This is a genomic window from Microbacterium foliorum, assembly GCF_006385575.1.
In the GTDB taxonomy this organism is placed as follows: Bacteria; Actinomycetota; Actinomycetes; order Actinomycetales; family Microbacteriaceae; genus Microbacterium; species Microbacterium foliorum_B.
This window is the reverse complement of the sequence record NZ_CP041040.1, coordinates 1,717,051-1,743,199: the sequence shown is the minus strand read 5'-3', so window position 1 is coordinate 1,743,199 and position 26,149 is coordinate 1,717,051. Positions and strand designations below refer to the sequence as shown.

Below are 26,149 nucleotides of genomic sequence, written 5' to 3'. Positions count from 1 at the left end.
CCCTCACAGGGTTTTCTCAGAAAGGGTCCCCAACCATGTCTGATTCACTCGCAACCGAAGCGAAATCACTGTTCAAGTCCATTCGCGTCGTTCTCGCCGTCTCGGGCGCCATCGCCCTCATCGCCGGTATCGTCCTGCTCGTCTGGCCTGTCAAGTCCGCCGTGATCGTCACAGGCATCTTCGCCACCTACCTCGTGATCGCAGGTCTCGTCTACATCGGCCTCGGCATCTTCTCGAAGGTCAAGGGCGGATGGGCCCGAGTCGGCCACATCGTGCTGGGTCTCGTCTACATCGTCGCCGGCGTGATCGCGTTCGCGAACCTGGGAGTCGCCGCGGCTACTCTCGCGCTCGTCGTCGTCATCTTCATCGGCATCAGCTGGATCGTCGACGGAGTGGTGGCGTTGTCGCTCCTCGGACAGGACGGCTCGCGGGTCTGGACGCTCCTCTACGCGCTGCTCAGCATCATCGCCGGTATCGTCGTGCTCTTCTCCCCGCTGTACGCAGCGGCGGTGCTCTGGCTGGTGCTCGGTATCTCGCTCGTCGTTCTCGGAATCGTGCAGATCGTCCGCGCGATCACCCTCGGCAAGGACGCGAAGGAGTTCGTGGCTTCGGCGAAGGCCGACTCCGCGATCTGACTCGCCGCACACGAAGCAAAGAGCCCCGTCCGGCAGGACGGGGCTCTTCCTGTTGCTCTCAGAGATTCACTCCGCCGCGAAGGCGCTGACGTCGCCGACCAGTCGGGTGTTGTCGGCGGGAACCTCGTCGACCGCCGCGCGTGCGACCTCTGCTGCGAACTCGGAGACGTTGTAGAGCTTGCCCGCGGACTCACGGCGCTCGGCGATCGCGCCGGGATTGGCGCGCTCGAGCAGCGTCGCGGTGATCGTGCCCTCGATCATGTCGCCGGAGACGACGGTGAATCCGATGCCCTTCTCTGCGAGGCCGGGGATGCGCTCGCGGAGCGCATCCTCTCCCGCGCGCTTCGACAGCGCGACCGGCTCGTACTCCGGCATCGTGGGCGTGGTGCGGATGAAATGAGCCTGGTGGCTCGTGACGAAGACGACGCGTGCGCCATCGCCGAGCAGGGCGACGGCCGCATCGAGGACGTTGATCTGCGCGTCACGGTTGAGGGTCAGGGCGTAGTCCTCGGCCATGCCCGATTCCATGCCGCCCGATGCGTTGAGAACCAGCACATCGAGGCGCCCGAACTCGGCCTTCACCGAATCGAACATCTCGCCGACGGACGCGGGGTCGGTGAGGTCAGCGCCCACGACGAGCACGCGGCGTCCGAGCTCGCGCAGCTGTGCAGCGAGCTTCTCGGCGCGCGGGGCCTTGTTGCGGAAGTTGATGACCACGTCGGCGCCTGCCTCAGCGAGGTAGCGCACGGTGTCGGCCCCGATCCCCCGAGACGAGCCGGTGACAAGGGCGACCTTGCCGTCGAGAGAACCTGCGGGAAGAACGTCGGTCACGGTGACTCCTCTGATGCGCGAATCGCCGTGATGACACGGCTCTTTCAGACTATCAAGCCGGCTCCGTCGAGCCGGGCCACGGCTCGTGGTGCGTGATAGGTTGACCGCAAAGGAGGCCGCATGGACAACTTCGCGACATTCGTACAGTTCATCGACCAATGGGCATGGATCGGGTGGCTGATCCTGATCGCCATCTTCCTCGTGATCGAGATGCTCACTCTCGACTTCACCTTCCTGATGCTCAGCTTCGGCAGCGTCGTCGGACTCGTCACCGATTTCGTCGGCATCCCGGTGTGGGTCCAGGTGCTCATCGCGGCTGCAGCCGCCGGCCTCTTCATCCTGTTCCTACGCCCGCCGCTGATCAGACGGCTGCATCGCGGCGAAGACCCGACGAAGTCCAATGTGGACGCACTCATCGACCTCAGAGGCACCGCCCTGCAGGACGTCACTCAGATCTCCGGGCAGGTGAAGTTGAGCAACGGCGACACCTGGACTGCCCGCACCGCGGGGGCCGTGCCGATTCCCCAAGGCTCACCGATCGCAGTGATCGCGATCAACGGCGCGACCGCGACCGTCCGTCCCGTCAACGACTAGGAGAACCTCATGGACGATGCATCGTTCATTCCCGCAGCGATCGGGTGGATCCTCGTCATCGCGATCATCATCTTCGTGGTGGTCACGCTGGCCCGATCCATCCGCATCATCCCCCAGGCCACAGCCGGCGTGGTCGAGCGACTGGGCCGCTATCACAAGACGTTGATGCCCGGACTCAACATCCTGGTGCCCTTCATCGACCGTCTGCGGCCCCTCATCGACATGCGCGAGCAGGTCGTCTCGTTCCCGCCGCAGCCTGTGATCACCGAGGACAACCTCGTGGTCTCGATCGACACCGTGGTCTACTTCCAGGTGACCGACGCCCGCGCGGCGACGTACGAGATCGCGAACTACCTCGGCGCCGTCGAGCAGCTCACGACGACGACCCTCCGAAACGTCGTCGGTGGCCTCAATCTCGAAGAGGCTCTGACCAGCCGCGACAACATCAACGGACAGCTCCGCGTCGTGCTCGACGAGGCGACAGGCAAGTGGGGCATCCGCGTCGGCCGTGTGGAGCTCAAGGCGATCGACCCTCCCATATCGATCCAGGATTCGATGGAGAAGCAGATGCGCGCCGAGCGTGACCGCCGCGCCGCCATCCTCACAGCCGAGGGAACCAAGCAGTCGGCCATCCTCGAAGCCGAGGGCGCACGGCAGGCTGAGATCCTCCGCGCAGAGGGTGACAAGCAGGCCGCAGTCCTGCGCGCTCAGGGTGAGGCCGAGGCGATCCAGAACGTCTTCACCGCCATCCACCAGGGCGCACCGGACGACAAGCTGCTCGCGTACCAGTACCTGCAGATGCTCCCCAAGATCAGCGAGGGCCAGTCGAACAAGCTCTGGATCATCCCGAGCGAACTGACCGAGGCGCTCAAGGGAATCGGCAGCGCGTTCACTCCGAAGCCCGGGCAGCCTCCGACGAACTATCCGGGCGCGTGACGCACCCCTACTTCGAGAAGGCGCGACACCCCCGAGTCCTCGCTCACCGCGGTCTGATCACCACGGCGGGCGGGGATTCCGGTGTCTGGGAGAACTCGGCAGCAGCCTTCGCAGCGGCCCACGCGGCCGGCGCCGAGTACATCGAGACGGACTGTCAGGTGACGGCCGACGGCGATGTCGTGCTCTTCCATGATTCGACGCTCGACCGAATCGTCGGCGATCCGCGCCCGATACGCACCGTCCGCACTCGCGAACTCGCGCTCATCTTCGCCGATCACGGCGGGCTCCTCACCGTCGCTGACGCACTGTCGGCATTCCCCTCGACTCGCTTCAACATCGATGTGAAGACCGCCGAGGCCGCCGAGCCCCTCGGCCCGACCCTCGTCGACCACACGCACCGTGTGCTGATCACGAGTTTCTCCGACGCGAACCGACGAGCCACCATCGCATCCGCCCTTCGGGCCGGCGCTGAGCTTCGCCCGGCGACCTCCGGCGGCAGCCGCACCATTGCTGCACTCCGCGCCCTCTCCTCTCTTCGCCTCTCCCCCGCTCGTACCCTGCGCGACATCGATGCGCTGCAGATCCCCGAGCGACACGGCGTGCTCACGGTGGTCACGCCGTCTCTTCTCCGCGCTGCGCACCGACGCGGCGTCGAGGTCCACGTGTGGACCGTGAACGACGCCGAGTCGATGCGACGGCTGGTCGACGCCGGTGTCGACGGGATCGTCACCGACCGTGCGGACCTCGCGCTGGCCACGATCGGCCGCTGATCGCGCCACGCCGCCTTTACGCTGTGGCGCTGGGATTCCGCTGTGAATCGCGCCGAGAATCCGCCTGCGTGGATGAAGCGCACAGGCTGGAGCGTTATACCTGACAGCGACGAGAGGACCACACAATGGCAGATCGCAGCCTACGCGGCATCCGACTCGGCGCCCAGAGCCTACAGAGCGAAGAGGGCGTCGTTTTCATGGAGCGCCGTGAAACCACCTACATCTGTGACACCTGCGGCCATGTCACGAACCTGATGTTCTCGGCGGACGCAGAGCCGCCTCAGACCTGGGAATGCCGTGCCTGCGGAGCGGACGCCCGCCTGAACGTCGACGGCCAGGCCGTCACGCTCGACGCCACCGACGAGAAGGCGGCACGCACGCACTGGGACATGCTCCTTGAGCGTCGTACCCGTGCAGAGCTCGAAGAGCTTCTCGAAGAGCGACTCGCCTTCATCCGCGCCCGCCGCGGTGCAGGCGAAGACCCGACCCGCGAGAAGATCGGCGCCTAGCGCCGACGGGCGCGCAACCACCCGAAGGCCAGCGCGCCCACACCGCCCCACAGCAGAATCTGCTGAATCCAGGGGCCGAGGATCATTCCCGCGGTCAGGCCGGAACGCAGCTCGACGTCCTCGAGCAGCGCTCCGGCCTTTCCCGCATCCAGACTCGAGACGGTCGACCCGTCCGGGCGAATGATCTGGCTCGTTCCGACCGTCGAGATGTTGACCACGCTGCGACCGGTCTCGATCGCGCGCATCCGCGCGAAGGCCAGCTGCTGCAGGTTCTCATCGGTTCCGCGGAAGTCGGCATTGTTGGTCTGGAAGACGAGCACCTCGGCGCCCTCGTCGATCCCCTCGTTGATCACGTCGTCATAGATCACGTCGAAGCAGATCGCCAGACCGACCCTGACCCCGTCGACCTCGACGATCGGCGGGTTCGTTCCCGGGGTGTATTCGCGTTGGATGAGACCGATCAGATCGGGAGCGAGCGCGTTGAAGAACGGTCGATCCGGCACGTACTCGCCGAACGGCACCGGATGGCGCTTGTCGTGGATCTGTCCGGTCGCGCCGTCCTCCGTCCACAGCAGCGAGGTGTTGTAGAAGAGGCCGTCACGTTCCGTGGCGGCGTTGGCGAGCAAGGGCGCGCCGATGCGTGAGGCGATCGCGCTCATCCGTCTCTCGAGAGAGTCGGACTGGAAAGGGTCGAAGTCGAGCGATCCCTCTGGCCACACCAGGAGGTCGACATCCTCGCCGTAGAGCGGCTCGGTCGCATCCGTCTGCGCGTCGATGAGCGAGTACGGCTGGCGCTCGTCGAAGTAGCCGCTCGGACCGTTCCCCTGCACAGCAGCGATGCGCAGGGATCCGCTGGCGGTCGTGGGGAACAACGGTGTGAGCAGCAGCGCGACTGCCACGACGACCGGTGCGATCAGCGCCGCCGGGCGACGCCAGACGCGCTCGCGCACCACCTGGATGACGAGGGCGACGAAGAACACCATCAGGAAACTGAGTCCGCTCACGCCGATCCACGACGCGACGTGCGCCAGCAGGCTCTCGGCCTGGCTCATGCCCAGACGCGCCCACGGGAAGCCTCCGTAGGGCCAGGAGCCGACGAACAGCTCCCGCCCGACCCAGAGCGCGGCCACGACGGCCGGAAGAAGCAGGAGGCGCGCCCAGACACTCGGGAAGGCCCTGGGGATCCAGCGATACGCGAGCGTGATCAGGATCAGGGCCGCGGCCGTGAGAACCCCTTCCAGGACGCTCAGTGCGGCCCAGGGCAGCGGCCCCAGGTAACGCGACGTGAATGACACGAGCAACCCGAAGAAGATCACTCCGTAGACCAGACCCACCGCCAGGGCGCCTCCGGCCCGGCGTCCGATGAGTGCGACCAGCAACAGGGCAGTGGCCGGGAACGCGAGCGCCCACACCGCGGTGTCCGGATACGACAGATCCATGAGGATCGCCGCCAGTGCCGCGGCGGGCAGAGCGAGCGACAGCGGCAGCAGAGGGCGCAGTCGCGCTGGGGTATCCGGCATGGGTCCTGTTCTCACATCGAGGAGTAGGCGACGATGCCGCGGCGCACGCCGTCGAGAGCGACGCGGGCGTTTCGAGCGAGCGCGCCGTCTTCCGCGACGATCGAGAGCTGGTCGAGCAGGTCGATCGTCTGCTTCGCCCAGCGCACGAAGTCGCCCGCGGCCATGTCTGCGTCGATCAGCACCCGATCGAGCATCCCACCGCGTGCCCAGGAGTGCATCGCTCCGGCGAGACCGGCAGCCAACGGTTCGGACCCCGGGAGATGGTGGTCCTTCTCCAGATCATCGAGCTCGGCCCACAGCGTGGTGGTCTTCTCGTATGCCGCACGGAAGGCGCCCCTCGGCAGATCGCGTTCGCCCGAATTCGCCTCGTCGCGGCGCGGTTCGTAGACGAGGCAGCAGGCCATCGCGGCGAGCGACGGCGCATCCAGGCCGTTCCAGAGGCCCTGGCGCAGCGACTCGGCGACCAGCAGGTCGCGCTCACCGTAGATCCGCCGCATCGTGCGGCCGGCCTCGGTGAGGGTGGTCTCGTCCTGGTCGTCTCGGCGGATGTAGTCGAGCGTCTCGAGCACCTCGACGACCCGGTCGAACACGCGAGCCACCGTGCCGGTCCTCGTCTCGATCTGACGACGGATGCGGTCGTTCTGCCTCTTGAGCTTCCAGTACCGCTCCGCCCAGCGGGCATGGGCCTCACGATCGGGACAGCGATGGCAGCCGTGGCGCTGCATGCGGGTGCGCAGGCTCTGGATCTGCTTCATGCGCTTGTCTCGCGATGCCCGGGCCGCGTTCGAGTCCTGGCGGTTCTTCTTCTCGAGGTCGCTGAGCTCTCGGCGGATCGAGGCGTAGTCGAGGAAGTCCCCGTGGTCGCAGACCATCGCTGCCTTGTAGCCCTCGAGAGACTCCTCGGCCTCGCGCACCTGCCGGGCGAGGCCGACCACCGCGCGATCGGCCTGGAACTGAGCGAATGACGACTCGAGCACCTCGCGAGCCCGCTGTTTGCCGAACAGGTCGATCAGGTTGACGGCCATGTTGTACGTGGGCCGGAAGCTGGAGTTGAGCGGATACGTGCGTCGAGACGCGAGCGCGGCGACAGCCTGCGGATCCATCCCCTCGGTCCACTGCACCACCGCGTGGCCCTCGACGTCGATCCCGCGTCGTCCTGCTCGTCCGGTGAGCTGGGTGTACTCCCCCGAGGTGATCGCCACGCGGGCCTCACCGTTGAACTTCTCCATCTTCTCGAGCACGACCGTGCGCGCCGGCATGTTGATGCCGAGCGCCAAGGTCTCGGTCGCGAACACGACTTTCACGAGCTTGCGCTTGTAGAGCTCCTCGACGACCTCCTTGAAAGCGGGCAGGAGACCGGCGTGATGGGCGGCCACGCCGCGTTCGAGGTTCTCCAGCCACTCCCAGTACCCGAGAACACCGAGATCCTCGTCCTGCAGGGTCCGGGTTCTGTCTTCGACGATCGCGCGGATCTCGGCGCGTTCCTCGGTCGAGGTCAGGCGGACACCCGACCTGCGTACCTGTTGCACCGCGGCGTCACAGCCGACCCTGCTGAAGATGAAGAAGATCGCCGGCAGCAGATTCGCCTGTTCGAGCAGCCGCACCACGTCGGGGCGATCCATGCGCTCGATCCTGTGCACGTTCGCCGAGCGCACGGCACGGCGTCCTCCACGAGGCGGGCGCTGCGCCTGTCGTCCCGCGTGACGGTTGCTGCGGTACGACTGCGCCTCGCGGTTGTTGTCGTAGTTGGAACCGGTGGAGGAGCGGATTCGCATCAGCTCCTGGTTCACCAGCGCCGTGGCGATCCCCGCGCGGTCGTCGAAGAGCGGGAGCAGATCGTCGCGCACGAGCACGTGCTGCTCGAGCGGCACCGGGCGGATCTCCGAGACGATCACCTCGGTGTCGCCACGCACCGTGTCGAGCCAGTCGCCGAATTCCTCGGCGTTCGACACCGTGGCGCTCAACGAGACCAGACGCACCTGCTGCGGCAGGTGGATGATGACCTCTTCCCACACGGCACCGCGGAAGCGGTCGGCGAGATAGTGCACCTCGTCCATCACCACGTAGCGGAGATCGCGCAGAGCCGCGGAGTCGGCGTAGATCATGTTGCGCAGCACCTCGGTCGTCATGACGACTATCCGGGCATTGCCGTTGATGTTCGTGTCACCGGTGAGCAGCCCCACGTCGTCCGCGCCGTAGACGTCGACCAGCTCGCGGAACTTCTGATTCGAGAGAGCCTTCATCGGTGTCGTGTAGAAGGCCTTGTCACGTGGCGTCTGCATCGCGAGGTGGATCGCGAACTCTCCGACGATCGTCTTGCCGGCTCCGGTCGGGGCAGCGACCAGCACGCTGTTCCCGTCTTCGAGGGCGTGGCACCCCTCGATCTGGAACGGGTCGAGGGCGAACTTCTGGCTCGCGGCGAAGGCGACCGTCGCCGGATGGCCCGCGGCTTCGCGAGCGGCGGCGTATCGTTCGGCCGGGGAGCTCATGCGCTCAGGGGTTCGATGCCCGCGGCCGCATCGGCCTTGCGCTTGCGCCGATCGAACAGCATCGAGATCAAGGTCGCCGCGAAATAGAGAACGATCATCGATCCCATCAGCAGCAGCATCGAGAAGACATCGGCGGGAGGCGTGGTGACGGCGGCGAAGATCGTGCACACGAGAATGGCAACGCGCCATCCCTTGAGGATCTCCTTGCCCGAGACGATCCCCGCGAGGTTGAGTGCGACGAGGAAGACGGGGAGCACGAAGGCGATGCCGAGCACCAGCAGGAACTTGAAGACGAAGTCGTAGTACGTGGCGTAGTCGAAGAACTGTGCCATGCCGGTCGGGACGAACGAGGCCATGATCTCGATGACGTGCGGCAGCACGAAGAATGCGACGGTGCATCCCCCGAAGAACAGCGGGATGGCTGCCCCCAGGAACCCCCAGGTGTACTGGGTCTCCTTCTTCGTGAGCCCCGGCATCACGAACGCCCAGACCTGCCAGAGCCACACCGGCGCGGAGATGAGCAGCCCGATCGCGAAGGCGATGCGCATGCGCAGATCGAATCCGCTGGTCACGGTCGTGAAGTTGAGTCCGACGTACTCGCGGCCCTCTTCTTCGGCGATGGCGGCGATCGGAATCGACAGGAGGTCGATGACGGGTCCCGTGATGATGAACGCGATGATCATGCCGACCACGAGCGCGCCGGCGGCGATGAACAGGCGCCGACGAAGCTCGATCAGATGCGCGCCGAGAGACATCCGCCTGTCGCGACCGGGTGTCACCTGGTCAGCGGAATCGAGAGCGGACAACGAACTATGCGGATCGAGGTGGCTGACCCGGATCCGTGTCGCGAGCCGTCACCGTGGTGTCCGCGACCGAGGGCGCGGGGGTCGGGGATGCCGGATCCGCGGCGTCAGTCGCGTCCTCGTTCTTCATCGCCTTCATCTCGCCCTTGAACACACGGGCGGACTGTCCGAGGCTCTTCGCCAACGCGGGCAGCTTCGCCGCACCGAAGAGCAGCAGGATGACGGCGAGGATGATCAGCAGATGTGGCCAACCGAAAGCGCCCATGATTCTCCTTCGTCGTTTAGTAGCAGTCTAACCGGCGATGTCGCCGTCTGGTCGGCGATACAGCGCGAGTCCTGCCGCCGCCCACTCGCGTGCGGCGGTCCGGGCGACGCCCGGGTCCACCACCTCGAGGGCTCCGCCGAACTTCGCTGCCAGTCGCTTGACTCCTCGGGGGTCGGCCAGATGCAGCCGCACGGTGACGATCCCGTCGCTGACCTCGGCGTTGTCTGCGGTGAGGAAGTCCCCGAGCAGAGGCGCCATCCGTTCGGGCACACGCACTCGCACTTCGCCCTCGTGCTCGACGGCGGTGAACGCCTCCGGGACGTGGTCGCCCGCATGGGTGATCGGAATGTCGGTCAGACGCGCGTCGCTCACCCGATCGAGATGGAACGTCCGCATGGCCTGTCGCATGTGGCACCACCCCTGCAGATACCACTGCGCGTTGGTGATCAGCACCTGCACCGGATCCACGGTGCGCGTGGTGGGCATGGCATCGGGTGCCTGGTACGTGAACGATACGGCGACACCGTGCTGGACCCCCTGCGACACGACCCGGCGCACCTCGTCGACGGCGCTCGGCGCGACGACGACCTCTGCCGGAGCGTCTGCCGCGCCGCGCGAGAGCTTCGAGATGAGACCGCTGACGAGTCCCGAGTCGGAGACCGCCGGCACGGCGGCCACCATCTGCAGACCGGCGAGCAACGCGGCCGCCTCACGGGCCGTGAAGCGCGGGACGCGTCGCAGGGCGACATCGTTGGTGATCTCGATGACGTCCTCTTCGTCGAGGAGGTCCCAGTTGATGTCGAACATCTCCTGCGGTTGCTGCCAGAAGCCGGAATCGCCGGGCAGCCCGATGACGGTGAGCTTCTCGACCATCTGGCGCATCTCTGCGGGAGTCACCCCGAACTCCGCCGCCGCCTCAGCAAGAGACACCTGTCCGTGCTCGAGCAGATAAGGCACGAGCGTCAGGTAGACGCGCACACGGTCGGCGGCGAGAAGAGGCTTCACCTGGGCGCTCATCACGACTCCCCTGCATCCGAGTTGGTCGCGACGACGGCGGTCAGACGATCGACGACGGCGGAGCGGAGCGCGACAGGCTCGACCACGCGCACCTCGGGGCCATACGAGGCGAGTTCGTCGGCGAAGATGTGCAGGTCGACGAACGGAACGAGAATCCCCTGCGTCGCCGCCGGCGTCGCGCGTCGGCCCAGACGCAGTGACGCCTCGGTACCCGGGGTGACCTCGAGCAGTGCGGAGTTCTGCGAGGCGACACGCTCGAGACCGCTCAGAGCACGCTCCCCCGCTCCCTCCCTGAGGGCGGGGGCGAAGGCCTTCGCAGTGATCTTCACGTCGCCCACGATTCTGCTGAGCAGGAACATCCGGTCCTCCTCGATGTCCACATCGACACCGAAGACATGCCATCTCGCCTCGTAGTCGACGAGGGCGAGCGGGCGGATGCTCCGGCGGCGCGGCGCATCCTCTCCGGGCTTCAGGTAGTCGAAGACGACGACGCGGCTCTTCTCGATCGCGTCCTGCAGCTGCGGGAACGCTGCATCGCGAGCAGTTATCCGTGGTGCGAAGCCGATGATCGGCTCGTCGCCGTCGATCCCGAGAGCCCGGATCTTGCGCACACCGGCCTTGGCGTCGCCCGACGCGGACTCGGCACTCCACACGCTGCCCGCCAGTTGCAACACGGCGAGCTCGGCGGGGGTGAACTCGATGTCGTTGGGCAGATCGTATTCCGCCTGGGGAATGCGATAGCGAGCTTCGCGGAGATCGTTGGGATCGGCCTGGTCGCCGATCGTCTCGACGGGCACGCCGAGCGTGCGGAGCTCGTCCTTGTCACGCTCGAACATCTTCTCGAGCGCATCGGAGCGCACGCCTGCATCGGCCCGCTGACGATAGCCCGACACGTTGTCGAGGATCTGCTGCTTGGTGAGCCCGATCTCCGTGGCCATGAGCGCCACGACGAGGTTCGTCAGACGCTCTTCCGCGGGAATACGGGCCGCCATCACTGCTCCGGGACGGGAACGATGCCCAGGACGTCGACCACGATGGCGGTCGCCGGGTTTCCGTCGGCCTCGGGCACGACGACGAGGAGCTGCGAGCCGACCGTCGCGCCGACGAGCTCTTGCGCTGCCGGACCGATGTTGGGCTCCGCACCCCAGCTGCTTGAGGTGACGGTCTTGTCATCCCAGCCCACGGCCATGATGTTGGTCACGATCGTCGAATCCTTCTCGACCTTCGCGCCGTCGCCCTTGATGAGCGTCTCGGTCACCGCCTCCGACGGAGCGTCGCTGTCGGGGACGATCACACCCGGGGTGCCGTCGGGAGCGCGAACCACGCTCGGCAGGCCACGGGCGTCGTTGAACTGCGATGCGCCTTCCGCATGTGCGAGATAGACATCCTGCAGATCGACGATCGCCACGACGTTCTCGTCCTTCGCGAGTCCGAAGGCCTCGACATTGGCCTCACCGAAGTCCTCAGGGGTCAGCACGGCGACGATCCGGCTACCGCCGGTGGCGCACTCGAGCACCGTTTCGAGGCCGGCGGACCGCTCGGCCCAGTACGAGATGCTGTGCACCCGGCTCGGATCGCCATTGAACTCGGACTCGTAGAGCTTGTCGCCGCTCTCCCCGCCGTAGAAGGCGATGTCGAGCACCATGCCCTGAGAAGTCGAGGTGAGGGTGTTCCCCTCTCCGGTGACCACGTCGGTGAAGGACGTCTTGTCGCCCTTGACCGGGGCATACACAGTGACGTCGGGAGCCGCGCCGAGGTCGCCCTCGACCGTGACCGAATCAGCAACGGATGCGGTCGAAGCGGCCGCACGATCGCAGACGTCACCGGCGAACGACGGCGCCGACGCGCATCCGGTCAGAGTGAGGACGGCGAGGCTGAGGGTGGCCAGAACGGCGGACGTTTTACGCACGCGCTCCAGTCTATTCCGTCGGTGGCTCCGATTCGCGCGAACCGGATGCGAGACGCGCCCCTTCGGCGGCCTTCGCCGCCTCCCTGGCTCTCTTGCGGAGGTTCTTGTCGTTGATCTCCCGGTCGCCGACCGCCCCGGGCGTCCACGCGTCGACATCCGCGTCGCCGTAGCTGCTTTTCGACGCCCTTCGCTTGACCTGGGGAGCCACAGCCCCCGGAGCCAGGCGGCGCGCCGTGAGAAGGAAGCCGGTGTGCGCGACCATGCGGTGATCCGGCCTGACGGCGAGTCCTTCGACGTGCCACCCACGCACCATCGTCTCGGACGCCTCCGGGTCGGTGAACAGCCCGGTGCCGCGGATGTACTCGGCGACCCGCGAGAGCTGGGTGGCCGTCGCTACGTAGCAGAGCACGACGCCCCCGGGGGTGAGTGCGTCGGCGACGACGTCCATGCACTCCCACGGCGCGAGCATGTCGAGCACGACGCGATCGACCGTGCCTGCCGGGAACTCGACCGGAAGCGCCTCAGCGAGGTCCCCGACGACCACGTTCCAGGTGTCGGGCGTCTCGCCGAAGAAGGTCTCGACGTTTCCACGTGCGACCTGGGCGAAGTCCTCACGACGTTCGAACGACACCAGGCGGCCGACCGGACCGATGGCGCGGAGCAGCGAGAGCGAGAGGGCACCGGATCCGACGCCCGCCTCGACGACGACCGCGCCGGGGAAGATGTCGGCCTGCATCACGATCTGCGCCGCATCCTTCGGGTAGACGATCGCCGCGCCGCGCGGCATCGACATCGCGAAGTCGCGGAGCAGGGGCCGCAGCGCGAGGTACTCGTGACCGGAGCTGTTGGCCGCCACCGAACCGTCCGGCAGACCGATGAGGTCGCGGTGTCGGAGCACTCCCTGATGGGTGTGCAGCTCGCCGTCCTCACGGAGGGTCACGGTGTGCAGCCGTCCCTTGGGCCCGGTCAGCTGCACTCGATCGCCCTCGCGGAACGGCCCGCTCGGCCGCTGTGAGGTGGTGTCGGTCATCGGGTGGCTCCCGTCATGGAGGTCTTGCGATCGAAGAGTTCGATCAGATCGGCGGCCGTGCGGCCCTCGAGGCTGGGCCAGAGCTCGTGTGCCCCGACATCGTCGAGGGAGACGATGTGCGGCACACCGAGAGCGACGGCGCCGGCTGCGATGCCCGCGCGAAGTCCTGTCGGCGAGTCCTCGATGACCACGGCGTCGGCGATGTCGATCTCGAGCAGCGACGCTGCGTGCAGGTACGGCTCAGGGTGGGGCTTGGGATGGGTCACATCGTCGCCGGCGACGACGATGTCGAAGGCCTCGAACTCGATCAGCTCGACGACGCTCAGGGCCATGCGACGCAGCGACATCGTGACGAGGCCGGTCGGGATGCCCGCCGACTTCAGATCCTGCAGCAGCTCGCGTGCACCGGGGCGGAAAGGCACTCCCTGGGTGCGCAGCGCGTCCTGCACTCCGTCGGTGAGGAGCGAGATGATCGCCTGTGCGTCCATGTCGACACCGGCGTTCTGCAGGATGATCGCGCTGTCGATGAGGCCGTTGCCGACGAGCTGGAGGGCGTCCGCATGGGTCCACGTGCCCCCGAAGGATTCGACCAGCGCCGTCTCGGCCGCCATCCAATACGGCTCGGTGTCGACGAGGGTTCCGTCCATGTCCCAGAGGATCGCGCGGGGCTGTCTGCTCACCGAACCATGTTACCCGTGGCTCCGCCCGGTCCCCGCGCGGTCGGACTAGCCTGGAGGAATACCGATCCGGAACTGGCGAAGGGAGCCCACGATGGATGTCCTCGGTTCACGCATCGTCATCGTCGCCTTCGATGGCTGGAACGACGCGGGTGAGGCCGCGAGCGGCGCGATCGCCGCGCTGCGTTCCGCGAACGACTACGACCTCGTGCACTCCATCGACCCGGAGCTGTACTTCGACTATCAGTACACCCGCCCGGCCACGAAGATGGATGCCGATGGCCGCCGCCAGCTCACCTGGCCGGAGGCCGGGCTGTGGCGTCCGCGCGACCCAGGGCCAGGTCCCGAGTTCTGGGTGCTGACGGGAGTCGAGCCCGCTCGCACCTGGCAGTCTTTCGCCGCGGAGTTCATCGACGTCGCCCTCCGCGACGACATCACGGGGTTCGTGACCCTCGGCGCGATGCTCTCGGATGTGCCCCACACGCGACCGATCTCGATCTTCGCGTCGAGCCAGAACGAGCAGGTCCGCGAGGCCCATGGCCTCGAGCGGTCGCTCTACGAGGGGCCCGTCGGCATTCTCAGCGTCATCGAGCACTTCGCCGAGAGCGCCGGCATCCCGACCGCGAGCCTGTGGGCGAGCGTGCCGCACTACGTGGCCTCGGCCACGCCTTCGCCGAAGGTCACCCTCGCACTGCTCGACCGGCTCGAGGAGCTGACCGGAGTCGACATCTCGCGCGATCACCTGCGCACGGAGGCCGCTGCATGGGAGGCGTCGATCGACGCGGCAGCCGCCGATGACGAGGACATGACGGAGTACATCCGTCAGCTCGAGCAGACCCGCGACACGTGGGACTCCCCCGATGCATCCGGCGATGCGATCGCCCAGGCCTTCGAGCGCTACCTGAAGCGCCGCGGCGACGGCCCCGGAGACCACAAGCGCTGAGCTCGGAGGTCTCCGGGCGTCGCGCTGCTATGCCGCGATGACGCCGGTCCCGAGCAGGACCAGCAGCACCGTGCCCAGCAGGATGCGGTAGATCACGAACGGCAGGAAACTGCGCTTCGAGATGTAGTTCATGAAGAACGCGATGACCGCGAGCGCCACGACGAAGGCGATGCCGGTCGCCGCCAGCGTGTCGCCGAACGAGAAGAACGACGGCTCGTCCCAGCTCTTGAAGAGCTGATAGAAGCCACTGCCGAACACGGCGGGAATCGCCAGCAGGAACGCGTAGCGCGCGGCGGCCGCGCGCTCGTAGCCGAGGAACAGCCCCATCGTGATGGTGCCGCCTGAGCGCGACACACCGGGGATCAGCGCGAGCGCCTGCGCGAAGCCGTAGGCGATGCCGTGCGGATAGGTCAGCTGGTCGAGCTTGCGTCGCTTCGCGCCCACGTGGTCGGCGATGCCGAGCAGGATGCCGAACACGATCAGCATGATCGCCACGATCCACAGCGACCGGAAGACCGTCTCGATCTGATCCTGGAAGAGCAGTCCGAGCAGCACGATCGGGATGCTGCCGATGATGATCATCCACCCCATCCGGGCATCCGGATCGGTGCGCGGCACCCTGCCCGTCAGCGATCGGAACCACTGCGCGATGATACGGACGATGTCGCGCCAGAAGAACACCACGACCGCCGCCTCCGTGCCGATCTGGGTGATCGCGGTGAACGCGGCGCCAGGGTCCTCACCGGACGGCAGGAAGGTGCCGAGGATGCGCAGATGCGCGCTGGAGGAGATCGGGAGGAACTCGGTCAATCCCTGGACGATGCCGAGGATGAGCGCTTCGAACAAGTGCATGGAGGAGCTTTCTGAGTCGTGGTGCGCTGACGTGGAGCAGAGCGCTCAATACGTGCGCAGCAGATCGGCCAGCACCTGCTGACCGAAGACAAGCGATTCTACGGGCACTCGCTCATCGACTCCGTGGAACATCCCTGTGAAGTCGAGGTCGGCAGGAAGGCGCAAGGGCGCGAACCCGTACCCGGTGATGCCGAGATAGGCCAGTGCCTTGTTGTCGGTCCCCGCACCCAGCAGGTATGGGATGACCGGGACGCCGGGATCGTGACGGCCGAGGCTGGCCACCATCGCCTCGACGAGTTCGCCCTCGAACGGCGTCTCCATACCGATGTCTCGCACGACCGTCTGGATCTCGACGTCGTCGCCGACGATCTGCTGGAGTTCGGCGAGCACCTCGTCCTCGGTTCCCGGGATCACGCGCACGTCGATCAGCGCTTCGGCACGTTCGGGGATCACGTTGTGCTTGTACCCCGCGGTGAGAGCCGTCGGGTTCGTCGTCGTCCGGAACGACGAACGGAGGAACGCCTCAGCGGGGCCGGCGGCGGCCGCGAGGGCGTCCGGGTCGTCGACGGAGCGGCCGGTGAGGTCGCTGAGCCCCTGCAGCAGCGCCTCGGTGGTGGGTGTGAGCCGAAGGGGCCACCGGGTGCGTCCGAGGGCCGCGACGGCCTCGGAGAGCTTTGTGACGGCGTTGTCATCGTGCAGACGGCTTCCGTGGCCGGCACGCCCCCTCGCGACGAGACGGATCCAGATGAGCGCCTTCTCCCCCACCTGCAGCAGGTAGGCGCGGCGATCGTCGACCGTGATCGAATAGCCGCCCACCTCGCTGATGGCCTCGGTCGCTCCCGCGAACCACTCCGGGTGGTTCTGCACGACGAGAGCCGAGCCCTCGACGCCGCCGTTCTCCTCGTCGGCGAAGAAGGCGAGCACCAGATCCCGTTCCGGCTGCTCCCCCGCACGCAGGAGGTCTGCGACAGCGGTGAGGATCATCGCGTTCATGTTCTTCATGTCGACCGCTCCGCGCCCCCAGAGCAGGCCGTCTTTCACGATGCCTGCGAACGGGTCGACGCTCCAGTCCTCGGCCATGGCCGGGACCACGTCGAGGTGTCCGTGCACGACGAGGGCCGGCTTGCTCCGATCGCGACCGGGCACGCGCGCCATCACATTCGTGCGCCGCGGGATCGGCTCGTAGTACTCGACGTCCAGGCCCAGCTCCTGCAGATACGCGCCGACGTACTCGGCGGCTTCGCGCTCGCCCTTCGCGTTGCCTCCGCCGAAGTTCGAGGTGTCGAATCGGATCAGGTCGCTCGCGATGCGAACCACCTCGGGGAGAGCCACGTCAGTCATGAGGTCCAGGCTATCGAAGCGCCGTGGCGCGCCCGGGCGTCGCCGCCGGTTTCTGAGAGGCTCGAAGCTCGTGCTAATGTAAATCTTCGTTCGGCAACGAACATCCAACACCTGCGCGGGTGGCGGAATGGTAGACGCGCTACGTTGAGGTCGTAGTGCCCGTAAGGGCGTGGGGGTTCAAGTCCCCCTCCGCGCACAGACAGGCCTCGGATATCCACTCGATATCCGAGGCCTTCTTCGTACCCCAAACTCTCCGTGTCGTCGGGCAGGCGCCGGCGTCAGAGCGCTCCGACGCCGAACACCAGCCCGAGCACGTACGTGACAGCCGCGGCGCCGAAGCCGATCGCCAGCTGCCGCAGCGCGCGACGCAGAGGTGGTCCGCCCGACAGGATCCCGACCATCGCTCCGGTCGACAGCAGAGCGACACCCACCAGCACGAGCGCGACGACCACCGCAGTGGTCCCCTCCAGTCCGAAGATCCACGGGAGCACGGGAATGATCGCGCCGGACGCGAAGAGCAGGAAGCTCGAGATGGCCGCCGTCCAGTCGCTGCCGACGATCTCGTGGTCGTCTCCGGTGTGGATGTGGATCGGCCCCGTCGTCGTGCGCTCGACTCCGGCACGCGCGGCGTCCACTATCCGTCGTGCGCGCTCGAGCGCCTCCTGTTGGCCGATTCCGCGCGTCCTGTAGACCAGTGCGAGTTCGTTCTCGTCGATGTCGAGGTCCGCAGCGGATGCGGCGGCATCCTCGTTCGCTTCCGTGGACGCCAGAAGCTCGCGCTGGGAGCGCACCGAGACGAACTCCCCCGCGCCCATCGACAGAGCACCGGCGAGCAGACCCGCGATCCCGCTGAACAGCACGAACGCGGAGCTGACGCCCGTGGCACCGATGCCGAGCACGAGCGCGAGGTTGCTCACCAGGCCGTCGTTCGCGCCGAAGACGGCCGCACGGAACGAACCGGACAGGCGGCGTCGGCCGCGCGCAGCGAGCCCTCGGACCACCTCGTAGTGCACCTTCTCGTCGGCACGCATCGCAGGTGTCGCGTACTGCTCGGAGTCGTACGGAGATCTGGCTTCGGCGCTCTGCGCGAGCGCGAGGACGAAGATGGATCCGAAACGCCCGGCCATCCAGCCGAGCAGGCGTGAACGGATGCCCGCTCGCGGCAGCCGCGCGGGCTCAGCGCCCAGCAGGTCGAGCCAGTGCTGCTCGTGGCGACGCTCGGCATCGGCGAGGCTGAGCAGGATCTCGCGCTCCTCGCCCGTGCGGCGGCTCGCGAGCTTCTGGTACACGTGTCCTTCGGCGCGTTCCTCGACGAGATAGCGTGCCCAGCGGCGACGGTCTGCGGCGGTCGGGTCGGCGGCAGCGGGGGCTGTCATGAGAGTCTCCTGATCGACGGTCCCCGAGATCGGGGCAACCGTTCAACGCTAGCTTCGAGCTCCCGTCGCGACGGCACCGGGAGCATGATTGCCAGCTTTTCGGGCGTCCGAACCGAGGGCCGGATTCAGGAGCGGACGCGCTTGCGGAGCACGTCGATGCGCGATTGCAACTGTGTGACCGTCGCCTGCGCGACAGCCGGACCACCGCAGATCCTGCGCAGCTCCGCGTGCACCGCCCCGTGCGGCTCGCCCTTCTGGCGGGCATACAGGCCCACGAGGCTGTTCAACAGCTGGCGCTGCTCGCGAAGCGTGCGATGCAGCGGCGCCGGGAGCGTGGTCGTCTCGGTCGGCCCTGCCTCGGCCTCCCGCGTCTCACGCAGACGCGTCTGACGTGCCTGCCGCTGCATCAGCAGCTCGTGCACGTGCTCGGGCTCGAGAAGACCGGGGAAGCCGATGAATTCCTCCTCCTCGGGCGTGCCCGGCTCGGCGAGCTGACCGAACTCCTGGCCTTCGAACACGACCCGGTCGAAGTGCGCCACCGACGAGAGCGCTTGATAGCTGAACTCCTGCGTGAGAGCATCCGACGCATCGTCTTCGCGGTTTGCCGACTCGAGCAGTGAGTCCTCGAGCCCGTCGTCGTCTTTCGACTGACGATCGAGCGCATGGTCGCGCTGTTTGTCCATCTCGTTCGCGAGCCCCATGAGCACCGGAACCTGAGGAAGGAAGACACTCGCCGCCTCTCCCCTGCGGCGCGCCCGCACGAAGCGGCCGATCGCCTGGGCGAAGAAGAGCGGCGTCGATGAGGAGGTCGCGTAGACCCCGACCGCGAGCCTCGGCACATCGACACCCTCCGACACCATGCGCACCGCCACCATCCAGCGATCCTCGCTGTTGCTGAACTTCTCGATGCGCTCGGAGGCGGTCGCGTCATCGGACAGGACGATCGTGGGCTGCTGACCGGTGATGCTGTGCAGGATCTTGGCGTACGCGCGCGCGACCGTCTGGTCTGTCGCGAGCACGAGTCCCCCGGCATCGGGCACGTGGTGCCTGATCTCGGTCAGACGACGATCCGCGGCGGAGAGCACCGCAGGCATCCACTCGCCCTCGGGGTCGAGCGCCGTGCGCCAGGCCTGCGACGTGACGTCTTTCGTGTTGTCCTGGCCGAGATGCGTCTCGAGCTCGTCTCCGCTGCTCGTGCGCCAGCGCATCTTGCCCGCGTACATGTGGAAGAGCACGGGACGGACGACGCCGTCGGCCAGTGCGCGCCCGTAGCCGTAGTTGTAGTCGGTGCGGGAGATGCGGGCACCGGACTCGTCAGGGTGGTACTCGACGAACGGGATCGGGGCGGTGTCGCTGCGGAACGGGGTGCCCGAGAGCAGCAGTCGGCGCTTCGCCGGTCCGTACGCATCGCGGATCGCGTCGCCCCAGCTGAGCGCGTCGCCACCGTGATGCACCTCGTCGAGGACGACGAGCGTCTTGGCGTCTTCGGTCAGATGGCGATGCACCGAGGACTTCGCCGCCACCTGCGCGTAGGTGACCACGGCACCGTGATAGTGCCGCGCCGGCGCCCAGTGACTGTTGCGGAATCGCGGATCGAGACGGATGTGCACGCGAGCCGCGGCATCAGCCCATTGCGTCTTGAGGTGCTCGGTCGGGGCGACCACGATGATCCGGTTGACCTCGCCCATGCGCATCAGCTCGACAGCGAGGGTGAGGGCGAACGTCGTCTTTCCTGCACCCGGTGTCGCCGCCACGAGGAAGTCGCGCTGATCGGCCTGGAAGTACTGTTCGAGCGCCTCCTGCTGCCAGGCGCGCAGCTTGTTTGCGGTTCCCCAAGGGGCACGCTGAGGAAAGGACGGAGAGAGCATCGAGACAACGATAATCGCTGCCGCCGACACTCGGCACGCTCGCGCGCTCTGCCGCGCGCGTCTCGCCCGGCCCCTCGCACCCGGGTAGGCTCGGTCACTGCGTGGCCGCCACACACGGCCGCGCTCGTTCGCGAAGGAGAGCTGGATGACAGACCAGGATTCGATCCGAACCCCGGAGCTCGACAACGAGACCCCGCACCCTTGGCGACGTTTCGTGGCGATCGGCGATTCGTTCACGGAGGGCATCGGCGACCCCGATCCCTCCCGCCCCGGCAGCCACCGTGGCTGGGCCGACCGTGTCGCCGAGGTGCTCTCGCGCCAGGTCGATGACTTCGCCTACGCGAACCTCGCGGTGCGCGGCAAGCTGATCGCCCAGATCGTGCGCGATCAGATCGAGCCCGCCGTGGCGCTGCATCCCGACCTCGTCTCTATCTGCGCCGGCGGCAACGACGTGATCCGACCGGGCACCGACCCCGACGCGATCGCCGCCCAACTCGAGGACGCTGTAGCACGTCTGTCGTCGACGGGCGCCGCCGTCCTGCTCTTCACCGGAATCGACACGGCCTTCACCCCGGTCTTCCGGGCCTTCCGGGGCAAGGTCGCCATCTACAACGAGAACGTGCGCGCGATCGCCGAGCGACACGACTGCATCGTCGCCGACCAGTGGGCACTCAAAGTCGTGCAGGACATGCGGTTCTTCGACGACGACCGCCTGCACTACAACTCGCTGGGCCACCACGAGGTCGCCCGCATGGCGCTGCGCGCGCTCAACGTGCCTAACGATCTCGAGGCCATGCAGCCCGAGACGATCCCGCTGCGCACCTGGCGCGAGGCCCGCACCGAGGACCTCGGCTGGGCTCGGGAGCACCTCGTGCCCTGGGTCCTGCGGCGCCTGCGCCACCAGTCGTCGGGCGATCACATCGTGGCCAAGCGCCCCGAGCCATCCCCGATCGTCTTCCCGAAGGCCGACTGACTGTCGTCAGCGGGTCAGGGCGACGTGAGTGCCCACAGCGTCACCGCAGCGGCAGATGCCACGTTCAAGGAATCCACACCCCCGGACATGGGGATCGTCACCACCGTGTCGGCCTTGTCGAGGGCTGTACGGGAGAGTCCGTCGCCCTCCGACCCCATGACGATGGCGACACGCTCGGGGCGATTCGCGACGTACGCGTCGAGCGTCACGGCGTCATCGCTCAGAGCGAGAGCTGCGATGTCGAACCGCGCCGCATGGAGGTCCGCCACGGCCGAGTCCCAATCCGTGATGCGAGTCCACGGCACCTGGAACACGGTCCCCATGCTGACGCGCACGCTGCGTCGATACAGCGGGTCCGCTCCCCCGGGCGACACCAGCACGGCGTCGGCTCCGAGGCCCGCGGCCGCACGGAACGCGGCACCGACGTTGGTGTGATCGCCGACGTTCTCGAGGATCAGCACAAGGTTCGCGGCATCGATGACCTCGCGCACGGTCGGCAGCTCCGGGCGATGCATCGATGCGATCGTGCCCCGGTGGACGGCGAAGCCAGTCACCGATTCAGCCACCTCGTCAGGGACGACGTACACCGGCACGTCGAGATCGCCGACGATCGCCCTGATGTCGTCCACCCGACGCTCCTGCACCAGCACGGAACGCGGACGATGGCCCGCGGCGACCGCCCGCGCGATCACCTTGGTCGATTCGGCGATGTACAGCCCGCCGGCCGGTTCCTTCACGGTCCGGAGCGCGGTGTCGGTGAGTCCTCGGTAGTCATCGAGTCGTCGATCGTCCGGATCGGTCACGCGCAGCAGTTCCACGAGCCCCAGTCTGCCATCGCCCGCGAGGCCGCCTCCACGGTCGGCGGCGGAGCATCGGCCACGCTGCACGTCGTAGACTCGCTCGGGGAGGTCCTGTGAGCGCATCGAGTCCGGTCGAACTGTCGGCCACCATCGCTCGCACCGCCGAACTCCTGCGCGGTCGCAAGATCGCATTGCTCACCGGCGCCGGCATCTCCACGGACTCGGGAATCCCCGCCTACCGTGGCGAGGGATCCCGCAACCGCACCGATCCGATGACCATCCAGAAGTACCTCGCCGACGACGCGGCGCGACGACGCTACTGGGTCGGGGGGCATCTGGGGTGGCGCGCGTTCGCCCGAGCCCAGCCGAACCCGGGGCACCTGTCGCTCGCCGCGATGGAGTCATCCGGCCACGTCAGCGGTGTCATCACCCAGAACGTCGACGGCCTGCATCTGCGTGCAGGCAGCTCTCATGTGATCGAAGTCCATGGCACGATGCGCAGGGTGCTCTGCCTGAAGTGCGGCCAGGTATTCGACCGTCGAGACATCGCCGTGCAGATCGAAGAGCGCAACCCATGGATCACGGTCCCCGAGAACGTGGCGTTGAACCCCGACGGCGATGTTCTCCCAGAGACCACCGACGGCTTCATCGTCCCCGTCTGCACGGTGTGCGGAGGGATGCTGAAGCCTGACGTCGTGTTCTTCGGCGAGTACATCCCTCAAGACCGGTTCAAGGCGGCCGAGTCCCTGCTCCGTGCCAGCGACGCGCTGATCGTCGCCGGCTCTTCCCTCGTCGTCAACTCCGGGGTGCGCCTCGTCGAACGCGCACGACGGCGCAGCATCCCCCTCATCATCATCAACCGCGAGCCCACGCGCGCGGATGTCTGGGCCGATGTCACCATCGCCGCAGGCACCAGCGATGTGCTCCCCGCGATCCAGGAGCTCCTCGAATGACTCTGCTCACGCTCATCCGCCATGGCCAGACCGACTGGAACCTGGCTCGCCGGATCCAGGGGTCCACCGACATCCCTCTGAACGACAAGGGCCGCGCGGATGCACGGACCGCCGCAGACCTCCTCGAGGGCGTCACGCACCACTCGATCTACGCCAGCCCGCTGAAGCGTGCGCGGGAGACGGCCGAGATCATCTCCGAGAGCCTGGGACTCGGCTCACCCGTGCTGGTGCCCGATATGCGCGAGCGCGAGTTCGGCGAGGGTGAGGGGATGCTCGTCTCCGAGTACATCGAGAAGTACGGCGACTGGCAGTCACCGGTCCCCGGGGCCGAGACCCTGGACGGAGTCGCTGACCGGGCGCTCGCGGCACTCGACGCGATCGCCCGCGATGCACGCCGCCGTTCGGCGCCGCTTGCGGAGTCCGTCATCGTCGTGACGCACGGCGGCGTGATCCGATCGCTGATCGACCACGTCTCCGGTGGCACGCTGCCTCGGGTCGGCGAGGTTCTTGCGAACGGCTCCGTCCATCGTTTCGAGGCGTCCCCCGGCTCGCTGCGCCTGATCGACCAGGGAATGCTCGTCTGACCGGCGCGCCCGCTCAGCTGCTCTGATCAGCGAGCGCGGTTGAGCACCGACCGGGCGTGCCTCAGCACGGGCTCGTCGATCATGCGTCCTCTGAAGCGGAAGACTCCTCGTTCGCTCTCGGCCGCCGCGAGCACCCCGTGAGCCCATTCGACGCTGGCCTCATCAGGCGCGTACGCCGCGCGGATCGCCGCCACCTGACTCGGGTGGATGCACGCGGTCGCGATGAACCCCGATGCGGCAGCGTCGACCGCTTCGGACTCGAGACCGGCGACATCCTCGATGTCGACGTGCACCGCGTCGATGGCTCCCTTGCCCTGTGCCCCCGCTTCCAGGAGCACCCGCGACCGCGCGTAGCGCGCGACATCGCGATAGCCGCCGTTCGCCGTGCGACTCGATGTGCCGCCGAGGGATGCCACCAGATCCTCAGCGCCCCACATCATCGCGACGACCTGAGAGTGCGCGGCGATACGATCTGCGGCGTGGACGCCCTTCGCCGTCTCACACAGAGCGATCAGTGAGAACCTCTCGTCGAACGCGGCAAGGCTCTCCGCGCTCTCTGTCTTCGCCACCATGACGGTGCGGAAGTCGGTCTGGGCGAGGGTCGCGAGATCGGCGGTGAATGCGTCGGAGCCCGGTGCGTTGACCCGGACGATCACTCGATCGGGGTCGAGCTCGGCATCGATGAGATTCTGTCGGGCGCTGGCCTTCGCCTCGGGGAGCACGGCGTCCTCGAGGTCGAGGATGACCGCGTCAGCCTTCTCGAGAGCTCCGTGGAATCGCTCAGGTCGGTCGGCGGGGCAGAACAGCAGCGCGGGACCGAGGTCGAACGTCATCGCCCCTCCTCCGGCAGGCAGTGCACGAGGACGGTTCGGGTCGCGGTCGCGACGACCGTGTCGTCCTGATTGCGTCCGGTGTGGGCGATGGTCACGATCCCCTGCCCAGGACGCGAGGTCGACAGCCTCTTCTCGACGATCACGCTCTCGGTGTACAGCGTGTCACCGGCGAACAGCGGGTGCGGGAACGCGATCTCACCGAGCCCGAGCTGGGCCACCAGGGTGCCCTGGGTCAGCTGCGCGACAGAAGCGCCGACCATCGTCGAGAGCGTCCACATCGAGTTGATCAGACGCGCACCGAACGGTCGCTGCGCGTCGGCGAAGGCCGCATCGAGGTGGAGCGCCTGGGTGTTCATGGTGAGCGTCGTGAAGAGGACGTTGTCGGCCTCGGTCGCCGTGCGTCCAGGGCGATGCAGGTAGCGCGCGTCCGTGACGAACTCCTCGAAGTAGAGCCCCCGCTGGACGATGTCGTTCACGGTCATGCCTGCCACGCTACCCGGCGAGTCCCAGCGCCCGCGCGATCACGAGCAGCTGCACCTCGGTGGTGCCTTCACCGATCTCGAGGATCTTCGAGTCGCGGTAGTGACGGGCGACCGGGAACTCGTTCATGAACCCGTTGCCGCCGAAGATCTGCGTCGCGTCCCTGGCGTTGTCCATGGCGGCTTCTCCAGCCACGAGCTTCGCGATCGCGGCCTGCTCGGCGAACGGTCGTCCCGCGTCGCGCAGTCGCGCTGCATGGTGCCAGGCGAGTCGCGCCGTATGCACTCGGGCGCGCATGCGCGCGAGGGTGAACTGGGCGTTCTGTCGCGTGCTGAGGGCACTGCCGAAGATCGTGCGGCTCTTCGCATAGTCGACGGCGGCTTCGAGACATCCTTCCGCGGCACCTGTGGAGAGAGCGGCGATCGCGATGCGTCCCTCATCGAGGATGCTGAGGAAGTTGCGGAAGCCGCTCCCCTGCTCCCCCAGCAGGTTGCCCACGGGTACGCGTGCACCGGCGAAGCTGAGCGGATGCGTGTCGGATGCGTTCCATCCGACCTTGTCGTATGGGGCCTCGACGGTGAAGCCAGGGGTGCCGTTGGGGACGATGATGGTCGAGATCTGCTTGCGCCCCCCTTCGTTGCCGGTGACGGCGGTCACGGTGACGAAGCGCGTGATCGGTGTGCCCGAGTTGGTGATGAACTGCTTCGAGCCGTCGATGACCCATTCATCCCCATCGAGACGAGCGGTCGTGCGGGTCGCTCCGGCATCGCTGCCTGCCTCGGGCTCGGTGAGACCGAAGCCCGCAAGAGCGCGACCGGCGAGAAGATCGGGCAGATACTCGCGCTTCTGCTCCTCGCTGCCGAAGCGGAACACGGGCATCGCCCCGAGGCTGACTCCGGCCTCGAGCGTGATCGCGATGGATTGGTCGACGCGCCCGAGGGCCTCGATCGCGATGCCGAGGGCCATGTAGTCGCCCCCCTGGCCGCCGTACTCCTCAGGGAACGGAAGGCCGAACAGCCCGAGATCACCCATCTGCGCCACGACGTCCATCGAGAGAGTGTGGGTGCGATCCGCCTCGTAGGACTGCGGTGCGACGACCGCCTCGGCGAAGTCACGCACCATCGCGGCGAGCTCGCGCTCCTCATCGGTCAGTTCGAACAT

27 protein-coding genes and 1 tRNA gene are annotated in these 26,149 nt (G+C 67.2%); 10 read left to right on the top strand and 18 right to left on the bottom strand.

Annotation, left to right across the window (positions count from 1 at the left end):
- The first annotated feature begins 35 nt into the window (after positions 1 to 35).
- Positions 36 to 635 (top strand): HdeD family acid-resistance protein, encoded by a 600-nt coding sequence (locus FIV50_RS08395; RefSeq protein ID WP_056376844.1) that lies wholly within the window; start codon positions 36 to 38, stop codon positions 633 to 635.
- A 66-nt stretch (positions 636 to 701) separates the two neighbouring features.
- Here the strand turns inward: FIV50_RS08395 and FIV50_RS08390 are convergent, their stop codons facing one another.
- On the bottom strand, positions 702 to 1,466 hold the full coding sequence (locus tag FIV50_RS08390; protein ID WP_140037043.1) for an SDR family oxidoreductase: 765 nt from the start codon (positions 1,464 to 1,466) through the stop codon (positions 702 to 704).
- A gap of 120 nt (positions 1,467 to 1,586) precedes the next feature.
- On the opposite strand from FIV50_RS08390, the gene FIV50_RS08385 reads away from it, so the two are divergent.
- From FIV50_RS08385 to FIV50_RS08370, 4 genes are all read left to right on the top strand, one after another.
- Positions 1,587 to 2,060 carry an NfeD family protein gene (locus FIV50_RS08385; protein ID WP_140037042.1) on the top strand — a complete coding sequence of 158 codons (474 nt, stop codon included), beginning with the start codon at positions 1,587 to 1,589 and terminating at the stop codon, positions 2,058 to 2,060.
- Between the two features lie 9 nt (positions 2,061 to 2,069).
- Positions 2,070 to 2,996 (top strand): SPFH domain-containing protein, encoded by a 927-nt coding sequence (locus tag FIV50_RS08380; RefSeq protein WP_140037041.1) that lies wholly within the window; start codon positions 2,070 to 2,072, stop codon positions 2,994 to 2,996.
- On the top strand, positions 2,993 to 3,766 hold the full coding sequence (locus FIV50_RS08375) for a glycerophosphodiester phosphodiesterase family protein (RefSeq protein ID WP_140037040.1): 774 nt from the start codon (positions 2,993 to 2,995) through the stop codon (positions 3,764 to 3,766). Before FIV50_RS08380 ends, FIV50_RS08375 begins: the two co-directional genes overlap by 4 nt.
- Before the next feature lie 125 nt (positions 3,767 to 3,891).
- Entirely contained in the window at positions 3,892 to 4,275 is a 384-nt protein-coding gene (locus FIV50_RS08370; RefSeq protein ID WP_042536672.1) for an RNA polymerase-binding protein RbpA, read from the top strand.
- Here the strand turns inward: FIV50_RS08370 and lnt are convergent.
- From lnt to FIV50_RS08325, 9 genes are read right to left on the bottom strand one after another with little or no spacing between them, the layout of a single operon-like run.
- Positions 4,272 to 5,795 carry an apolipoprotein N-acyltransferase gene (gene lnt / locus FIV50_RS08365; RefSeq protein ID WP_140037039.1) on the bottom strand — a complete coding sequence of 508 codons (1,524 nt, stop codon included), beginning with the start codon at positions 5,793 to 5,795 and terminating at the stop codon, positions 4,272 to 4,274. The two genes, FIV50_RS08370 and lnt, sit on opposite strands and share 4 nt — an antisense overlap.
- Before the next feature lie 11 nt (positions 5,796 to 5,806).
- On the bottom strand, positions 5,807 to 8,284 hold the full coding sequence (locus tag FIV50_RS08360; RefSeq protein WP_140037038.1) for a DEAD/DEAH box helicase: 2,478 nt from the start codon (positions 8,282 to 8,284) through the stop codon (positions 5,807 to 5,809).
- Positions 8,281 to 9,039, bottom strand: a complete 759-nt coding sequence (tatC, locus tag FIV50_RS08355) for a twin-arginine translocase subunit TatC (RefSeq protein WP_140038691.1) — start codon at positions 9,037 to 9,039, stop codon at positions 8,281 to 8,283. Before tatC ends, FIV50_RS08360 begins: the two co-directional genes overlap by 4 nt.
- Before the next feature lie 55 nt (positions 9,040 to 9,094).
- Positions 9,095 to 9,352, bottom strand: coding sequence for a Sec-independent protein translocase subunit TatA (gene tatA, locus FIV50_RS08350; protein WP_140037037.1), 258 nt, complete (start codon positions 9,350 to 9,352; stop codon positions 9,095 to 9,097).
- Between the two features lie 27 nt (positions 9,353 to 9,379).
- The gene (locus tag FIV50_RS08345) at positions 9,380 to 10,369 is read right to left on the bottom strand and encodes a helix-turn-helix transcriptional regulator (RefSeq protein ID WP_140037036.1); all 990 of its coding nucleotides are present in this window, start codon (positions 10,367 to 10,369) and stop codon (positions 9,380 to 9,382) included.
- On the bottom strand, positions 10,369 to 11,361 hold the full coding sequence (locus tag FIV50_RS08340) for a helix-turn-helix transcriptional regulator (RefSeq protein WP_140037035.1): 993 nt from the start codon (positions 11,359 to 11,361) through the stop codon (positions 10,369 to 10,371). Before FIV50_RS08340 ends, FIV50_RS08345 begins: the two co-directional genes overlap by 1 nt.
- Positions 11,361 to 12,278: a hypothetical protein gene (locus FIV50_RS08335; RefSeq protein ID WP_140037034.1), complete on the bottom strand. Its 918-nt coding sequence runs from the start codon at positions 12,276 to 12,278 to the stop codon at positions 11,361 to 11,363. Before FIV50_RS08335 ends, FIV50_RS08340 begins: the two co-directional genes overlap by 1 nt.
- A 10-nt stretch (positions 12,279 to 12,288) precedes the next feature.
- Positions 12,289 to 13,308 carry a tRNA (adenine-N1)-methyltransferase gene (locus tag FIV50_RS08330; RefSeq protein WP_140037033.1) on the bottom strand — a complete coding sequence of 340 codons (1,020 nt, stop codon included), beginning with the start codon at positions 13,306 to 13,308 and terminating at the stop codon, positions 12,289 to 12,291.
- On the bottom strand, positions 13,305 to 13,988 hold the full coding sequence (locus FIV50_RS08325; protein WP_258184480.1) for an HAD family hydrolase: 684 nt from the start codon (positions 13,986 to 13,988) through the stop codon (positions 13,305 to 13,307). Before FIV50_RS08325 ends, FIV50_RS08330 begins: the two co-directional genes overlap by 4 nt.
- A 91-nt stretch (positions 13,989 to 14,079) precedes the next feature.
- On the opposite strand from FIV50_RS08325, the gene FIV50_RS08320 reads away from it, so the two are divergent.
- Positions 14,080 to 14,928, top strand: coding sequence for a PAC2 family protein (locus FIV50_RS08320; protein WP_140037032.1), 849 nt, complete (start codon positions 14,080 to 14,082; stop codon positions 14,926 to 14,928).
- A 27-nt stretch (positions 14,929 to 14,955) separates the two neighbouring features.
- Here the strand turns inward: FIV50_RS08320 and FIV50_RS08315 are convergent, their stop codons facing one another.
- Positions 14,956 to 15,780, bottom strand: a complete 825-nt coding sequence (locus FIV50_RS08315; protein WP_140037031.1) for an undecaprenyl-diphosphate phosphatase — start codon at positions 15,778 to 15,780, stop codon at positions 14,956 to 14,958.
- A 45-nt stretch (positions 15,781 to 15,825) separates the two neighbouring features.
- Positions 15,826 to 17,121 (bottom strand): M20/M25/M40 family metallo-hydrolase, encoded by a 1,296-nt coding sequence (locus FIV50_RS08310; protein ID WP_140037030.1) that lies wholly within the window; start codon positions 17,119 to 17,121, stop codon positions 15,826 to 15,828.
- A gap of 113 nt (positions 17,122 to 17,234) precedes the next feature.
- Between FIV50_RS08310 and FIV50_RS08305 the strand changes: the two genes are divergently transcribed.
- Positions 17,235 to 17,317: transfer RNA gene (locus FIV50_RS08305), tRNA-Leu, on the top strand.
- 82 nt (positions 17,318 to 17,399) lie between these two features.
- On the opposite strand, the gene FIV50_RS08300 is transcribed toward FIV50_RS08305, so the two are convergent.
- A complete protein-coding gene (locus FIV50_RS08300) occupies positions 17,400 to 18,497 on the bottom strand; it encodes a VIT1/CCC1 transporter family protein (RefSeq protein ID WP_140037029.1) in 1,098 nt (365 codons plus the stop codon).
- A gap of 125 nt (positions 18,498 to 18,622) precedes the next feature.
- A complete protein-coding gene (locus FIV50_RS08295) occupies positions 18,623 to 20,365 on the bottom strand; it encodes a DEAD/DEAH box helicase (RefSeq protein ID WP_042536686.1) in 1,743 nt (580 codons plus the stop codon).
- Between the two features lie 145 nt (positions 20,366 to 20,510).
- Here FIV50_RS08295 and FIV50_RS08290 point away from each other — a divergent pair, with 145 nt between their 5' ends.
- On the top strand, positions 20,511 to 21,338 hold the full coding sequence (locus tag FIV50_RS08290) for an SGNH/GDSL hydrolase family protein (protein ID WP_140037028.1): 828 nt from the start codon (positions 20,511 to 20,513) through the stop codon (positions 21,336 to 21,338).
- A gap of 14 nt (positions 21,339 to 21,352) precedes the next feature.
- Here the strand turns inward: FIV50_RS08290 and FIV50_RS08285 are convergent, their stop codons facing one another.
- Positions 21,353 to 22,156 carry a TrmH family RNA methyltransferase gene (locus FIV50_RS08285; RefSeq protein ID WP_140038689.1) on the bottom strand — a complete coding sequence of 268 codons (804 nt, stop codon included), beginning with the start codon at positions 22,154 to 22,156 and terminating at the stop codon, positions 21,353 to 21,355.
- A gap of 95 nt (positions 22,157 to 22,251) precedes the next feature.
- Between FIV50_RS08285 and FIV50_RS08280 the strand changes: the two genes are divergently transcribed.
- Both FIV50_RS08280 and FIV50_RS08275 read left to right on the top strand, forming a co-directional pair.
- Complete coding sequence (locus tag FIV50_RS08280) at positions 22,252 to 23,091, top strand: Sir2 family NAD-dependent protein deacetylase (RefSeq protein ID WP_140037027.1); 840 nt, start codon at positions 22,252 to 22,254, stop codon at positions 23,089 to 23,091.
- Positions 23,088 to 23,675 carry a histidine phosphatase family protein gene (locus FIV50_RS08275; RefSeq protein WP_140037026.1) on the top strand — a complete coding sequence of 196 codons (588 nt, stop codon included), beginning with the start codon at positions 23,088 to 23,090 and terminating at the stop codon, positions 23,673 to 23,675. The genes FIV50_RS08280 and FIV50_RS08275 overlap by 4 nt, the downstream gene beginning before the upstream one ends.
- Positions 23,676 to 23,701: 26 nt before the next feature.
- Here FIV50_RS08275 and FIV50_RS08270 read toward each other — a convergent pair whose 3' ends face one another.
- The 3 genes from FIV50_RS08270 to FIV50_RS08260 are packed head-to-tail and all read right to left on the bottom strand — an operon-like array spanning position 23,702 to position 26,149.
- Entirely contained in the window at positions 23,702 to 24,508 is an 807-nt protein-coding gene (locus FIV50_RS08270) for an HpcH/HpaI aldolase/citrate lyase family protein (protein ID WP_140037025.1), read from the bottom strand.
- Complete coding sequence (locus tag FIV50_RS08265; RefSeq protein ID WP_140037024.1) at positions 24,505 to 24,990, bottom strand: MaoC family dehydratase; 486 nt, start codon at positions 24,988 to 24,990, stop codon at positions 24,505 to 24,507. The genes FIV50_RS08270 and FIV50_RS08265 overlap by 4 nt, the downstream gene beginning before the upstream one ends.
- A 10-nt stretch (positions 24,991 to 25,000) precedes the next feature.
- Positions 25,001 to 26,149, bottom strand: a complete 1,149-nt coding sequence (locus FIV50_RS08260) for an acyl-CoA dehydrogenase family protein (RefSeq protein WP_140037023.1) — start codon at positions 26,147 to 26,149, stop codon at positions 25,001 to 25,003.